This window comes from Capnocytophaga leadbetteri, from assembly GCF_003054025.1.
Classification (GTDB): domain Bacteria; phylum Bacteroidota; class Bacteroidia; order Flavobacteriales; family Flavobacteriaceae; genus Capnocytophaga; species Capnocytophaga leadbetteri.
The window spans coordinates 54,832-69,212 of the sequence record NZ_QBKG01000006.1 but is presented as its reverse complement, the minus strand read 5'-3'; the positions used below and the strand labels follow the sequence as shown (position 1 = coordinate 69,212).

The 14,381-nt window shown below is 43.6% G+C and carries 12 protein-coding genes; all 12 read right to left on the bottom strand.

Annotated features, from left to right (window positions below):
• Positions 1-17: 17 nt before the first annotated feature.
• The 12 genes from C8P65_RS06815 to C8P65_RS06760 all read right to left on the bottom strand — a co-directional run bounded on the left by C8P65_RS06815 (position 18) and on the right by C8P65_RS06760 (position 14,309).
• Positions 18-977, bottom strand: a complete 960-nt coding sequence (locus tag C8P65_RS06815) for a bile acid:sodium symporter family protein (protein ID WP_107782163.1) — start codon at positions 975-977, stop codon at positions 18-20.
• 174 nt (positions 978-1,151) lie between these two features.
• Complete coding sequence (locus tag C8P65_RS06810; RefSeq protein ID WP_107782162.1) at positions 1,152-1,775, bottom strand: hypothetical protein; 624 nt, start codon at positions 1,773-1,775, stop codon at positions 1,152-1,154.
• A 130-nt stretch (positions 1,776-1,905) separates the two neighbouring features.
• A complete protein-coding gene (locus tag C8P65_RS06805) occupies positions 1,906-2,865 on the bottom strand; it encodes a zinc-binding dehydrogenase (protein ID WP_107782161.1) in 960 nt (319 codons plus the stop codon).
• Positions 2,866-2,877: 12 nt separating this feature from the next.
• On the bottom strand, positions 2,878-3,588 hold the full coding sequence (locus C8P65_RS06800; RefSeq protein ID WP_107782160.1) for an ATP-binding cassette domain-containing protein: 711 nt from the start codon (positions 3,586-3,588) through the stop codon (positions 2,878-2,880).
• Positions 3,585-5,135: an ABC transporter permease/substrate-binding protein gene (locus C8P65_RS06795; protein ID WP_425430560.1), complete on the bottom strand. Its 1,551-nt coding sequence runs from the start codon at positions 5,133-5,135 to the stop codon at positions 3,585-3,587. The genes C8P65_RS06800 and C8P65_RS06795 overlap by 4 nt, the downstream gene beginning before the upstream one ends.
• A gap of 4 nt (positions 5,136-5,139) precedes the next feature.
• Positions 5,140-6,321, bottom strand: coding sequence for an efflux RND transporter periplasmic adaptor subunit (locus C8P65_RS06790; protein ID WP_107782159.1), 1,182 nt, complete (start codon positions 6,319-6,321; stop codon positions 5,140-5,142).
• 5 nt (positions 6,322-6,326) lie between these two features.
• Positions 6,327-10,658: a CusA/CzcA family heavy metal efflux RND transporter gene (locus tag C8P65_RS06785; RefSeq protein ID WP_107782158.1), complete on the bottom strand. Its 4,332-nt coding sequence runs from the start codon at positions 10,656-10,658 to the stop codon at positions 6,327-6,329.
• A gap of 85 nt (positions 10,659-10,743) precedes the next feature.
• Positions 10,744-11,064, bottom strand: a complete 321-nt coding sequence (locus C8P65_RS12400) for a DUF6660 family protein (protein ID WP_107782157.1) — start codon at positions 11,062-11,064, stop codon at positions 10,744-10,746.
• Between the two features lie 61 nt (positions 11,065-11,125).
• Positions 11,126-11,818, bottom strand: coding sequence for a LytR/AlgR family response regulator transcription factor (locus tag C8P65_RS06775; RefSeq protein WP_107782156.1), 693 nt, complete (start codon positions 11,816-11,818; stop codon positions 11,126-11,128).
• On the bottom strand, positions 11,815-12,897 hold the full coding sequence (locus C8P65_RS06770) for a sensor histidine kinase (protein WP_107782155.1): 1,083 nt from the start codon (positions 12,895-12,897) through the stop codon (positions 11,815-11,817). The genes C8P65_RS06775 and C8P65_RS06770 overlap by 4 nt, the downstream gene beginning before the upstream one ends.
• Before the next feature lie 6 nt (positions 12,898-12,903).
• Positions 12,904-13,839, bottom strand: coding sequence for a DUF6268 family outer membrane beta-barrel protein (locus C8P65_RS06765; RefSeq protein ID WP_009392683.1), 936 nt, complete (start codon positions 13,837-13,839; stop codon positions 12,904-12,906).
• 143 nt (positions 13,840-13,982) lie between these two features.
• Positions 13,983-14,309, bottom strand: a complete 327-nt coding sequence (locus C8P65_RS06760; protein ID WP_107782154.1) for a hypothetical protein — start codon at positions 14,307-14,309, stop codon at positions 13,983-13,985.
• Positions 14,310-14,381 lie beyond the last annotated feature (72 nt).

Below are 14,381 nucleotides of genomic sequence, written 5' to 3'. Positions count from 1 at the left end.
TGTTAACAGACCCTTTTTTACGCTTCATACTTTCCTCGTTTCCAGATTTCTATAGAATTGATAATATTCTGCCATAGAATATAGCAACCAGGCCCTACTGTAGAAAGAGGGTGCAGGTAGGTTGTGGCTATCCAGATAGCAAAGGCGGTGTTCTTTTGCCCTAAAGCTTGTCCCGCTTCTATCGAAGAGCAAAAAAAGCTCCCTATACGTCGCCCTATGGCGTACTGCAATAGGCATACTACTAAGCCCGAAATACCGATGAATAGCAAAAAGCTGACAGAGGTTTGCGCGTGAAAGATATTTTTCAGGGTAGTGCCTGTTACAATCATTAGCGAGCAACCCCATAGATAAAAAGAAAGGTCGGGTATATGTATGAGCCATTGGTGAAAACGATGGAGTAGGGGTAGGCTCTTGGTGAGCAAGGCTAATAGCATTGGTACAACCAGCACTAAGCATACTTTCTGCATTATTAGCACAAAAGCACTCCAGAAGGTCATTTGCGAGGCGGGTTCTATCAACGGAAAGCATAGCGGAATAAGCAAGGCACAGAGCAGATTAGAAACAAAGGTATAAGTAGTCATTTGCTCTAAATTACCACCGAGTTTGAGGGTTACTACGGCTGCCGTTGCGGCACACGGACTGATAATGCAAGCCAATATACTTTCCAAAAGAATCAGCTCCTTACCTACTATACCAAAGAGGAGAATAGCCCCCACGCCTATGCCTATTAATAGGCATTGCACTGCTACCATCCACCAATGCCAAGGTACGATGGCTATCTTCCTAAAATCGACCTTGCAAAAAGTTACGTAGAGAATGAGGAACATAAACAACGGCAATATACTGTTGAATATAGGGGCAAACCACTGCGAAGCCCCTTCCAAAGCTGGTACATAGTAAAATACCAAATACGCCACTGCCCCTATACCCATAGAGATAGGGAGCGTCCAGTTTTTTATAAATTGAAGAAGTTTCATAGGCTGCTAATTAAACCATACATCATTTGTAATATTCCTCTGTTTTACGGGGCAAAAGTACGGCGTTTTTGGCAAATAGGATGATACAAATACAAGAAATTTGTATATAAATTGAGGAAGTGAATGAAAACCCTCCCCGCTTATAGTATTCTTTACCAGTGGGGAGGGTTTATTTTAAATACCCATTATTTCTTTGATTCTTTTCTCTCTTCTGAGAAGAAAATCATCAAAACGAGCTTTTCCGTAGACAGAAACCAAGACAAGTTCCATTACTTTTAATTGTATAGTGTGTAAATTTTCGATGGGAAGGTTTGTATAAATAGTTTGTATCGTTCGAATAACAGACTCTTTGTCTATATTTTGATATTCCTGATAGGTATTGATTTCTGCAATACTACTATTGATATACATTTTTGTTTCATAAAAAAGAAAAAAGTCTTTATAAGGAGATAGAATCGAATAATTATCCTCTATAAGTATGGCTATATCATATAATTTTTCTTGCCAAAAGAAAGATTTGGCTCCTAAAAAATCTTTTTGAATAATAAAATCAGTATATTGAATATGTTTCTTACAGATATTTATAATATTTTCAGCAGTAACGAGAGTAAAGTTATTATTTTTCACAAAGTTACTATATGCGAACAAACATTTGTTAAAAGAATCCTTATCAGAGTTTATAAATACTTTCTTTTCCCCTTTATATTGATAATATATATTTCCTGTAGATTCTTCCACTAAGAAATATTCATCTTTATAAGTATCTAAATGATTTTCTATATTAATAATTGTCATCATCTATTTATTTTAGTCACCATTTATATGTATTTTCTCTATTTCTAGTTGCTCTAATAGCTTTATTATAGGAGAAAGTTCAGAAAGTGAAAGTTTTTTAAAGTCTTCAACAAAATCTGTAAGCGTTTTCCTCTTAGCTAATGCACACCACCACCTTACCATAACCTGCACTGCTTTCAACATATTGATGAGCAGCAACTATTTCTTCTAAGGTAAATACTTTTTCGGGAGCAACGGGTACATCGTGTTCGTCAATATAAGCAAATAACTGGGTAATCTTTTCGGCATTTACAGTACCTGAATAGAAAATGGTAAGATAGGCATTGTGTAGGAGGTCGCGAGTAGGGTCAAAGTCCTCTAAATACCACTTACCGCCTAAAAGTCCTGTAGCACAGATGATGCCATATTCTTTTATGTGAGCAAATGAATCCTTAATACTTGCAGGTCCCACCAACTCTAATATTTTATCAAAACACTCATCGGTAGCCAAAACGTTATCATTATCGGCGATAATAGTATCGTAACCCAACCCCAAGAGTACAGCTGCTTTCTCAGTGTTATTACCTCTGATAGAACCTACTACCCTCAGCGTAGGATATTGAGCTTTTACCAATCGTAAAAAAGCAATGCCTACCCCACTGGCAGCAGCACGCACCAGTACGGTATCAGTAGGTTTGAGTTGCAAGTTTTGCATAGAGCCAAAGGCAGTATAGTAGGTTTCGGGTATCGCAGCAAGTTCCGCCCAACTCAGTGTAGTGGTTATGGGGTATACTTGTCCGTTGGGCAAGAGGGTATATTCGGCATAACTACCGTCAAAAGCCCTGCCCATTTCACCCATTAGCGAAACAATAGTCTGCCCTTTTTGCAAAGTAGGACTGGTAGTAGCTTCCACTACCCCTACACACTCAATGCCTAAAATACGCGGAAAAATAACCGAAGGTGAGTGTCCTTGCCGCGTGAATATCTCCGAACGATTGATGCCGAAGCCTTTTACTTTTACTAACGTCCAACCCTCTTTGAGTGCTGGGATAGGACGTTCTTCTATTTGTAACTGCTGGGCATCGCCCGCTTGATGGATAACGATAGCTTTCATTTTTATAAATTATTAATGAACCAATTGTCTTACAAAATCATTAGCAGGATTGCTTTTAATCATTTCGGGGGTGTCGTATTGCTGAATAACACCCTTGTCCAACACCAATACTTTGGTACCCAGTGTTAAGGCTTCGGTTATGTCGTGAGTAACAAATACGATAGTAGCCCCTGAAAGCTGATGCAATGCTTTTAGCTCGCACTGTAGCTGCTTGCGGGTGATGCTGTCTAACGCTCCAAATGGCTCGTCCATTAGTATGATGTTAGGATTAGCAGCTAAGGCTCTTGCAATCCCCACCCGTTGTTGTTGTCCTCCTGATAGCTCGTGCGGAAAACGCTTAGCCAGTTCAGGAGCGAGGTTTACTAACCGTAGTTTTTCAGCAACAATACGGCTGATGTCGCTTTTAGGATAATTCTTTAGGACAAGCACATAGGCTATGTTCTCTGCCACGCTCAGGTGCGGAAAGAGAATATTACCTTGAATTACATAACCTATGTTGCGGCGCAAGGCAATGAGGTTTTCGTCTGCAATATTCTTGTCGTCAATACGTATTTCCCCTTTGTCAGGCAATACCAGCCCGTTAATCATCTTCAGCACGGTGGTTTTACCAGAGCCCGAAGTGCCTATGATGGTGAGGAAAGTACCGCTTTCAATGGTCAGATTCAAGTCAGCAATAATCTCCTTACCATTATAATTTTTGTGTATATCAGAAAAAGTAATCATCGTTGTGGGTCTAAAAGTCCTTTTTGTAGCAGAAAGTTCTTAGCAACTTCTTCAGGTCGTTTTCTTTCAGTTTCTACTAAGAAGTTGAGGTGCGCCATCGTGCTATCGTCTATTAGCTGGTTCAGCTTTGCCAAAGTAGTGCGCAGGGTGGGGTAGGTGGTCAGTAGCTCGGTGCGTACCACTGTGCCTGCCTTGTAGGAGGGGTACATATTACGGTCGTCTTGCAGTACCACCACCTCACTTACCGATAGCTGTCCATCGGTAGTGAAAACCACCATAACGTCAATCTTTTTATCACGCATCGCTTGGTATTTCAGTCCGATATCCATATCGAGTACCTTTCTAAAGAGCATCCCATATACCTCTTGTAGTGCTTTGTAACCATCTTCTCGCTCAAAGAAGTCGTATTCAGCCCCAAAGATAAGTCGCTCACTCACCTTAGCCAAATCGGTAAAGGTTTTGAGCTGGTATTTTTGAGCCATTTCCTTGCTTACTGCCAAGCTATAAGTATTGTTGAAGCCATATAGGTTAGCCCATTCCAATCCGTATTGCTTTTTATAGGCAGTTTCTAAGTCAGCAAACTTGTTCTCGTTGTAAGGGTCTTTGCGTTTGAGAACTGCTTCCCACGCGGTGCCGGTATACTCGGGGTACATATCAAACTCTCCACGCGCTATGGCAGGGTGAATGTTAGAGGTGCCACCCCCTACGCCATTGGTCAGTCGCACCGAAAGCCCCGTGTCTTGTTCAATAAGCAAAGAAAGCATCTGCCCCAGCAAATAGCTCTCAGTCATCGGTTTGGTAGCGATATGTATATCCTTTGTTTTCTTAGGCGAAAGCACGAAGAAGAGAGTGATGAGCAGTGCCAAAATTCCTATCCCTACCAGCTTTAGCGGATTGCGTTTATAGGCAACTTCACGGTGTACCAATCGTTGCTCTACTTTTGCCAAAAGAAAATCAAAACCTAAAGCCAAGAGCGCAATCAGCACACTGCCTATGAGGGTCATCGCACTATTATTGGTCGTGATACCTCTGTAGATAGCTACCCCCAAGCCCCCAGCACCTACAAACGAGGCAATACCTGCCAGCGCAATGGTCATCGTTACCATATTCCGAATGCCCGACATTAGTACAGGCAGGGCTAAAGGAAGTTTGATTTTCCAAAGTAGTTGCCCGCGGGTGCTACCCATTGCCTCTGCAGCTTCTACAATCAGCGGATTGATTTGGGTAATACCCGTATAAGTACTGCGGATAATAGGCAGTAAAGCATAGAGTATTAGAGCAATAAGAGCCGTGAGGTTCCCTACCCCCGTAATAGTGATAAAGAAACCCAATAAAGCGATAGAGGGGATAGTATAGAGCACATTCACAGCCCCCAAGAGCCAAACGGCATACTTGCGGTACTCGCTGATAAAGATCCCCAATAGCACCCCTATAAGGGTAGCTATGGCTATGGCGGAGAGCGAGATGAGCAGATGCTCGGCGGTGAGATGAAGGAAGAAAGGGGCATCCTTCCACAGAAGAGAAATAAGATCTCTCAAGATGTTCATTAGTTTAGTCTTCGTGTTCGTCGCTATTGACCAAGGTAGCATTGATAAAAAAGGCGCCTTTGGTAGCGATTGTTTGCTCGGGGGCGATCGGTTTTACTGGGGCAATGGCAGTATACCCACTTTCGGAAGCTCCTTTTACTACCTCCACTTTCTCAAAAGAGGTTTCTTTATCCGAAGTTTGGGTTACCAGAAAAATGTAGGATTTACCAGCATCCTCTACGATAGCCTCGTTAGGTACAGCAGGGGTCGTTTGTTTGTCAAGACTGATAACCCCTGTTACATTCATTCCATTGATGAGCCCTTGTTTGTCACCCTCTACGTGGCAATGTACAATGATGCTTTTGCTTTCGTTTTCAAACGAAGCCGCAATGTTATACACTTGGGCATCATATTCGCGAGAGGTGTTATTGGTAGGGTTGAAGTGCACTTGTTGTCCTACCTTAATGTAAGGCAAGTCACGCTCATACACTTGCAAGTGCAGGTGTAGCGAACTGTTGTCGATGATTTCCACAATAGGGGTGGAGGCATCTATATAAGCCCCTTTGTTAGTATATACCGCACTGATATTCCCACTAATAGGAGCCACTATCGCCAAAGTAGATTGCATTCCCTTATCGGTGAGTGTTTGAGGGTTTAAGCCCATTAGGCGTATTTGTTCTTCAAGCGAAGCTTTTTCGGTACGGAGAGTGCGTAGCTGAGTAGTAGCGGCTTGTAGGTTCTTACCAGTACCAGCATTCCCTTCGTAGAGGATCTGCTGGCGGTCAAGCTCTTGCTGGGCAAGTTCGATTTGGCTATTTACGGTGAGCAAGCGCTGTTGCTGTTGTAGAAAATCGGGATTGGATATGGTGGCAATTACCTGCCCTTTGTGGACATAGGTGCCTATTTCTACCTTTACACTTTGGATAATCCCTGTATATATGGTCGATACCTTTGCCTGATAATCGGCAGGCACACTCAGTACTCCATTGGCTTTCAGGGTAGCGGTAAGGGCTTTTTGTTCTATATGCCCCAGGCGAATGTCTACCGTTTTGATTTGCGTTTGGGTCAGGGTGGTCGTATTTCCTCCTTCGTAGTGGTGTTCTTCTTCCGCTTCCTGGTGGTCAGTGGTAGAGGTGTTATTATTACAAGCGGATAAAGTGAAGAGTGAGATAAGGATAAAAGCGATTTTTATACTGTATTTTTTCATGTGTGTTACTGATTTAAAAGGGATTGGAGTTCTATTACTTTTTGATTGAGCGCCTCTATACTTTCAAGGAATGCCAAGCGAGTATCTACAGCTGTCTGTAGGGTATAGAGGTATTCTACATAGCTTATTTCACCGGCACTGTAGCCCAATTGGTTGGCCTTTACGATGCGCTGTGCTTCAGGGAGGGCTTCGTCTTTGTAAAACTGATACTTTTGCAAATTCAGTTGGTAGCTCTCCCACAGATTGATCCATCGGGTGTTGAGCTGTTTTTCTGTTTGCTTAGCTTGCTCTAAGGCGGCTTGCCTTTGGTATTCGTAGGCTTTTACTTTGGTGTGAGTGGCGGTAAAGAGCGGAATTGATAGCCCCACGGTGGCAAAGTGAAAGCGCTGGCTTCTATCGGCGTAGGATTCTACTCCACCGATGGTTTGCATTCCGATGAGGGACTGATTGGTATAGCCCAAAGTAAGATCGGGTAGGGCTTGGGCACGCTCCAAATGCTGATTATTCTGGGCGATGGTAGCCTCTTGGTAGCTTAGCTGTACTAAGGGGTGCTGAGAGAGGCTGGGGGCAGAGGTCTCTTTTAGCAACAAAGGTTCGTATGCAGTGGAGGTGGCGATGGTAAAGTCCGCTTCGGTTTGCATAAGGCTATGCAGGTTGCGATAAGCCGTCTGTGCCAAGGCTTGGTTTTGCTTTAGCAAGAGGGTAATCTCTCCTTTTTTTACCTGTGCGGTGTTGATGTCTATTTTCTTGGTGTCACCTGCCTTAAAACGTACCTGGGCAATACGGATAAAATCATTGAAAAGACTATCGAGCTGTAAGAGTTGCTGCTGCTTGAAGGCTAAGTACTGCAATTGTTGGTATAGGGTACGCACCTGTTGCTTAAGTTCATTTTCCTGAAGGTTTACTTTTCCTTGTTGTAGTTGCGTCTCTGCCAGGTAGCTTTTTTTGCGCGCACTGAATACCGTAGGGAAAGGAATAGACTGGGATATACCTACCGAGAGATCTTTCTCGGGGCTGCTATACTGGCCAAACTGCCCTGTAAGTTCGGTTTTGGGAAGCTCCCAGGCGGTGCGCTCTTTGGCGGTAGCCTCTTGTAGTTTGAGTCGTTCCGCCTTGATAAGCCCATTGTTTTCGAGGGCTATTTGCTCTATTTCAGTTAGGCTGTAAACGGTTTGTGCTTGTAGGGCAATGGGGCTAAGGAGCACAGCGATAATCACCAGTCCTTTAGCTGAAGGACGGCGCCAAGAAAAGGTACTATTGAAAGCGATGTAAAGCAACGGAAGCACGAAGAGGGTGAGGAAGGTAGCCGATACTAACCCCCCAATAACCACTGTAGCTAAGGGGCGTTGTACTTCTGCTCCTGCTCCTTGACTGAGTGCCATAGGTAGGAAACCTAAGCTCGCCACCATAGCCGTCATTAGCACAGGGCGTAAACGCATTTCGGTACCCGTAATCACGCGATGCAAAAGGTTGGTCATTCCTTCTTTTTTCAGCTGGTTGAAAGTGCCAATAAGCACTATACCGTTGAGCACTGCTACCCCAAAGAGCGCGATAAAACCAATACCCGCACTAATACTAAAAGGCATTCCCCGAAGAAGCAAGGCAAATACGCCCCCAATGGCACTCATCGGGATAGCGCTAAAGATGAGCAATGATTGTTTTATAGAGTGGAAAGCAAGGTATAACAAGAAAAATATTAAAAGTAGGGCTACAGGCACGGCTATGAGCAGTCGGTCGGTGGCTTGTTGTAGGTTCTCAAACTGACCGCCATAGGTAAAGTAATAGCCCGTAGGGAGCTTTACGCCCTTTAATTTTTGTTCTATATCACTCACCACACTCTGCACATCGCGCCCTTGCACGTTGAAGCCAATGACGATACGGCGCTTGCCTGCTTCACGGCTTACTTGTGCGGGGCCTAATTCATATTTGATAGTGGCCAATTGGCTCATCGGCACCTGCCCATTTTCGGTAGCTACCATCATATGCTGTACATCGTCAATTCCGGTACGATGGAGGCTATCGAGGCGTACCACAAGGTCGAACCTTCGTTCGTTCTCGAAGACAACCCCAGCCTTCTTACCAGCAAAGGCGGTACTGAGTACCTCATTGACCTCTTGCACCGAAAGTCCGTAGTTGGCCAAACGCACACGGTCGTAAGTAACATTGATTTGCGGAAGTCCGCTTACTTTTTCGACCTGTGGGGCGGTAGCACCTTCTGTTTTCTGGATAAGTTGGCTTACTCTTTGGGCGTAGTGGGCGAGGGTATCCATGTTTTCTCCAAAGATTTTTATCGTTACATCCTGTCTGACACCTGTCATCAATTCGTTGAAACGCATTTGTATAGGCTGGCTTTTCTCAAAGAAGACCCCAGGAATATCCTTGAGCCGCTCAATGATGGCATCTCCTAATTCCTCATAGGAGCGACCACTTTTCCATTGGTCTTGGCTCTTGAGTACGATCACAATATCGGAGGCTTCCAGCGGCATAGGATCGGTAGGTATTTCGGCAGAACCTGTTTTGCCTATCACCATTTTCACCTCGTCGAACTCACGAATCAGGCGAGAGGCCTGCATGGAAGTCTCCAAGCTCTGCTTCAGGGAAGTGCCCGGTGGCAGAATACATTCAAAAACAAAATCGCCTTCTTGTAGTTGTGGAATAAACTCACCTCCCATACGGCTGAAAATGCCTACCGCAAGAACGAACAGTACCACGGTACTGCCTATTATCCATCCCCTAAGGCGGATAGAACGGACAAAGAGCGGTTGGTAGTGACGGTAGAGCCAGCTTATCATTCGCTCGGCAAAACTGCGCTTGTCACTTACTGTTTTAGGTAGGAGCAAAGCGCTCATGGCAGGGATATAAGTCAGGGAAAGGATCAGGGCACCCAAAATAGCAAAGACGACGGTTTGTGCCATAGGGCGGAACATCTTGCCCTCTACTCCTACCAAGGTAAGAATGGGAATATACACCATCAGGATGATAATCTCTCCGAAGGCGGCACTACTGCGTATTTTGGAAGCGGAATGGAATACCTCCTCATCCATTTGTGCTTGGGTAAGTCGTTGGTGGTTCTTTCGGATCGCCAAGTGGTGCATCACTGCTTCTACCACGATAACCGATCCATCTACGATAATTCCGAAATCTATCGCTCCCAAGCTCATCAGGTTGGCACTTACTCCAAAGAGGTTCATCATTCCTAAGGCAAAGAGCAAGGAGAGCGGAATGGCCGTGGCAACAATCAGTCCGGCACGCAGGTTCCCTAAGAAAAGTACTAAGATGAAGATGACAATCAGCGCCCCCTCTAAGAGGTTTTTCTCTACTGTATGGATGGCGCGTTGTACCAAGTCCGTGCGGTCTAAGAATGGCTCTATCACTACATCTTCAGGTAGGGATTGCTGTATGGTGGGCAGTTTTTCTTTGATACGACTGACTACCTCGTGGCTGTTTTCGCCCTTGAGCATCATCACTACCCCACCTACGGCATCCACCTCGCCATTATAGCTAAGGGCACCATAGCGGAGGGCACTGCCCAAGCGTACCTCGGCTACATGCTTGATAAAGAGGGGAGGGGTGTGCTTGCCTACGGCTATATTGCCTATGTCTTCAAGGGAGCGAGCCATGCCTATTCCTCGGATAAAGTAGGCATTGGGGCGCTTGTCGATATAGGCACCTCCTGTATTTTGGTTGTTCTGCTCCAAAGCAGTGAAAATATCACTGACACTCACCCCCATGGCACGGAGGCGATCGGGGTCTATAACCACCTCATACTGTTTGAGTTCGCCTCCAAAGCTGTTGATTTCGGCTATTCCTTTGGTACCATAGAGTTGGCGAGCCACGATCCAGTCCTGCATGGTGCGGAGGTCTTTGGCGGAATATTTGTTTTTGCTCTGTTCCGTAGGGCGAATGATATACTGATATACCTCCCCCAGTCCGGTACTCACGGGTGAGAGTTCGGGCGAGCCTATGCCTTGAGGGATTTGCTCCTGTGCCTCCTTGAGCTTTTCATTGACTAGCTGGCGGGCAAAGTAGATGTCCATATCCTCGCTAAAGACGGCTGTGATGACCGAGAGACCAAAGCGGGAAATACTGCGTGTTTCCTCCAGCCCAGGAATATTGGCGATGGCTTGCTCAATAGGAAAAGTAACCAGTTGCTCTACCTCTTGTGAGGCCAAAGTAGGGGTAGAGGTGATGATTTGTACTTGGTTGTTAGTAATATCTGGAACGGCATCAATGGGGAGCCTTGTAGCACTCCATACGCCCCAAAAAATAAGCATAAGGGTCATGAATCCTACAAATAGCTTATTTTTGATGCTAAATAGTATGATTTTGTCTAACATTTCTAATAAGAATTAATGATTAGTTAATGACTAATGATGGGTGAGATGACTAATGAACAATCACTTGAGATGAAGAAAGAAAAGACTATATCTTGGGAGGAGTCCAGATATTCCCATAGCAGTTCGAAGACCATACGGTCAGGGGATAGCTATAGGAGGGAATGGTTGCGGTGGCTTGAGCAATGGTTAAGGCCTCATAAGTAGTGGGCGTGCTGATTACCATTTGGCAGCAAGTGCAAATGCAGAAAGGTGAACAGCTATCCAAATGAAAATGAGAGTGTTCCCCAGTTGGGGCTGTTACAAATTCATAAGAAGCTGAAGACTCCTTACCTTCAAGCATATCCGTACAGGGCAGCCCAGTGAGTGCCAACAGATATAAGCTAAGTATGAAGGTGAAAAATCTCATATTGGGGGGCAAAGATAGTAAAATAATGACATATAGCAATCAATCAATGATAATTTTTTTGCTAATTCCCAAATTTGCTAATTACCTCATACGCCCTACCAATAGGAATTTCGGTCTCACCAATGCAAACAAATTGGTGGGTGTACGAACTGATGTGCTGTACATTCACCACGCAACTCTTATTAACGCGTATAAATAACGCAGAGGGCAGCTGGCTGTGTATATTCTTAAGGTTAATCCACGTAATGTATTTATCGGTAAAAGTGTGGATAATCACGTAGTCTTTCAGAGCCTCTATATAGAGGATATCACTGTGAGCGATGCGGTAATTCCGCCTGTTAGCACGAATGTTAATGTATTGTGTGTCAGTAGACTCAAAATCTGTTTTCTGCTGAGTGAGCAATTGGTGGTAACTCTCAGCTTTGGCAACAGCTTTCTTAAAACGTTCAGGGGTGATAGGCTTTACCAAATAGTCTAGTGCATCTACCTCATAGCTATCTAAGGCATATTGGCTGTAGGCGGTAGTAAATATCACCAAAGTTTGTTCGGGCAAGGTTCTAGCGAACTCCAAGCCGTTTACCCCTGGCATCTCTATATCCAAAAAGAGCAAATGTACTTCATTTTTCTTCAGAAAGTCCGCGATGCCTACCGTATTTTTAAACGAACCCAAGAGCTTTAGGTGACTATACTGCCTAATAAGGCGCTCCATACCAATGCGTGCCAAAGGTTCATCATCTACTATCAAACAATTCATAATTGCAAAGCTAAAGTTACTATATATTCTTGTGGCAAACGCTCTTGCGACAAGCTAAAACGCTCGCCATAGAGCAATTCCAACCGCCGGTTGAGGTTAGGTAAACCTATTCCGCTACATTTGTGTTTACGATGAGGCTCTAAAGGTACTGAATTGCGCACTGAAAAGTGTAGAAGTCCTTCTTTTTCCTCACATTCCATATAAATATAAGTAGGGGAGAGGCTGTCAACACTGTGTTTTACGGCATTTTCAGCTAAGATAAGCAGAATGTTAGGGGGGATTTGTATGCCTTGTACGTTCTTTTCGCTGTAATTAATCTCGTAAGTAAAATCATCACGACGCATAGCTTCTAATGAAAGGTAGTCAGTTAGGAATCGCAGTTCCGACGAAAGAAAAACCCGCTCCTCGTGCGACTGATAGAGCAAATGTCGCAAGAAATCGGATAGTTTTGTGATGGTATAAGAGGCTTTCTCAGGGTCGATATACAACAAGGTGTTGATGCTGTTGAGCATATTAAACAAAAAGTGTGGTTGTATTTGGCTTCTTAGGGCTTGCAGTTCACTCTCGGCGGCTTGTCGCTCTAATTCCTGCATCTTTTCGTTGTTTTTTATCCACGATTGAAATATTTTTAAGAAAGTAGAGGTCATTATAAAGGGCAACAAGCTCAACAGTGAAAAGATAAATAGGGTAGGGATAGGCAAAGCCATCGCCTTTTTAAGGTCTTCACTAATGATGTACTCTCTCCATATTACGCTGTTTAGGTAGTAGGTAAGCACCTGAAAAACAAAGAGTACGCCCACAAGACTGATAACATAGTTAATGAGCTTGCCTCTAAATAAAAACTGCGGAATGAGTACATACAGGTTTAGGTAAAAAGCGATGGTGATAACTAACCATCTTTCTATCCAGTCCAGATGGTCAAAAATACCCTTATAGGCGCCCCATTCTTTGGTCGTCAGGAAGAACAGAAGCAACAAGCCACAAGCAGTTATATGCCGATAAATGCGGTATCTATCAGCTATAAAAAACTGCAAAAAGAAATTGTTCTTCAAAAATATGTATGGATTCTCAGTACTCATTGTCAATTACTTAATCGTGATTCCCGCTGCAAAATACAACGCAGGCAAAAACACACTCGAGCGCGCACTACCGTCTTCATTTTTAGCTTCACTGGCAAACATTGCACTGAGGGTACGTTCTCTATAACGCCCCGAACGGATAAAACTACCGCCAAAAGTCACCGGAATGCTTATATGCTTACCCAGTTTAAACTCAGGTTCTAATCCTACAAAAAAAGTTTGCGAAGAGAACATTTCTTTTTGTCCGTTGCGTCTTAGGTATGCCGAATAACCTCCTATATTAGCTACTAATTTCAAGCTGAGGTTTTCGCTATAATCATAACCAAAAGCTACTTTTGTACCGTCAAGTAGATTGATATCTATAGTGAATTTATCAGAAAAACCTCCTTTGTATTTCAAATAAAGGGCAGGAAACACCATAGGATAACCAAAACTGTTATTAAGAGCTACGCCACCTCCTATTTCAAGGTTAGGTCTCCAATGCCATATAAACACCAAAGCCCCATTAGCCAAAACATTTTCGTCTATGCGGATAGCCGACAGTCTATTTTCAGGGGTATAGCTTCCTATACCCAGAGCCATCAACATAGACCAACGCTCTTTCAACGGACGTAAGTGAAGCACGGTTGCTCCCAAGTTCATCACTTGCGAAGGCAGTTCTTTCCCTATAGGAAAATTATGATTGTCCATCTTTACAAAAGTACCGCTAAGAGCCACGCCCCAAATGGTAGCACGCTTATAAGGGTCATCTTCAGCGGACGCTTGCATCGATAGGGGCACCATTGCACCTGCCGAATAAATCATAGCCGAACCATTGCCCGTATTAGTATCAGCTACTGCATCGTAGAATTCAGAGTTGCCGATGTATTCTGTTTTTACGCTAATTTGCGCAAAAGAATTCACACCCAAAAGCAAGATTATAAAAGTAAATATTTCTTTCACTATAATAAAGATTTAAGTATTACAGTGGCAAAAGTACAGAAAAACGAATTGTCAGAAGAAAAAGAGTTGTTTTTCTATACCAAAAGCAGAATTTACTATACTAATTGTTTATAAAAAAGGCTGCTTTTTAGCAGCCCTTTATCTTATTGATCTAATGCAACAGCTGCTGCAAACAGACCGAGTACTACTATTAGCAGTATTAATCCTATAAGCGAAATTACAAGTCCTGCAATAGCTAAACCTTTTGGTTTTCTCGTTACCCCTATTCCCGAGAAGATAAGTCCTAGTAACCAGAGTATCCATCCTAATACAGGTATCCAAAATAAGAAAATGGTAACTAAGGCTATGATAAACCCTGCGGTACCCATAGCGTTAGAAGCAGCAGGTGCTTGCTGAATAACAAAGGTAGGTTGTACTTCTTTTTGTGCAGATTGCTGTACAGGTTCTTGTACGTTTTCTGTATTTTCCATAAAAACTAAATAAATATTAATTACTCCCTACTCTATTACAGGCTTTTCGGGCACTGCCTTTTATATTTTTAA

What these genes read in the sequence shown, in the direction of transcription:
- C8P65_RS06815 (WP_107782163.1), bottom strand. Translation starts at nt 977, where the DNA reads ATGAAACTTCTTCAATTTATAAAAAACTGGACGCTCCCTATCTCTATG.
- C8P65_RS06810 (WP_107782162.1), bottom strand. Translation starts at nt 1,775, where the DNA reads ATGATGACAATTATTAATATAGAAAATCATTTAGATACTTATAAAGAT.
- C8P65_RS06805 (WP_107782161.1), bottom strand. Translation starts at nt 2,865, where the DNA reads ATGAAAGCTATCGTTATCCATCAAGCGGGCGATGCCCAGCAGTTACAA.
- C8P65_RS06800 (WP_107782160.1), bottom strand. Translation starts at nt 3,588, where the DNA reads ATGATTACTTTTTCTGATATACACAAAAATTATAATGGTAAGGAGATT.
- C8P65_RS06795 (WP_425430560.1), bottom strand. Translation starts at nt 5,135, where the DNA reads ATGAACATCTTGAGAGATCTTATTTCTCTTCTGTGGAAGGATGCCCCT.
- C8P65_RS06790 (WP_107782159.1), bottom strand. Translation starts at nt 6,321, where the DNA reads ATGAAAAAATACAGTATAAAAATCGCTTTTATCCTTATCTCACTCTTC.
- C8P65_RS06785 (WP_107782158.1), bottom strand. Translation starts at nt 10,658, where the DNA reads ATGTTAGACAAAATCATACTATTTAGCATCAAAAATAAGCTATTTGTA.
- C8P65_RS12400 (WP_107782157.1), bottom strand. Translation starts at nt 11,064, where the DNA reads ATGAGATTTTTCACCTTCATACTTAGCTTATATCTGTTGGCACTCACT.
- C8P65_RS06775 (WP_107782156.1), bottom strand. Translation starts at nt 11,818, where the DNA reads ATGAATTGTTTGATAGTAGATGATGAACCTTTGGCACGCATTGGTATG.
- C8P65_RS06770 (WP_107782155.1), bottom strand. Translation starts at nt 12,897, where the DNA reads ATGAGTACTGAGAATCCATACATATTTTTGAAGAACAATTTCTTTTTG.
- C8P65_RS06760 (WP_107782154.1), bottom strand. Translation starts at nt 14,309, where the DNA reads ATGGAAAATACAGAAAACGTACAAGAACCTGTACAGCAATCTGCACAA.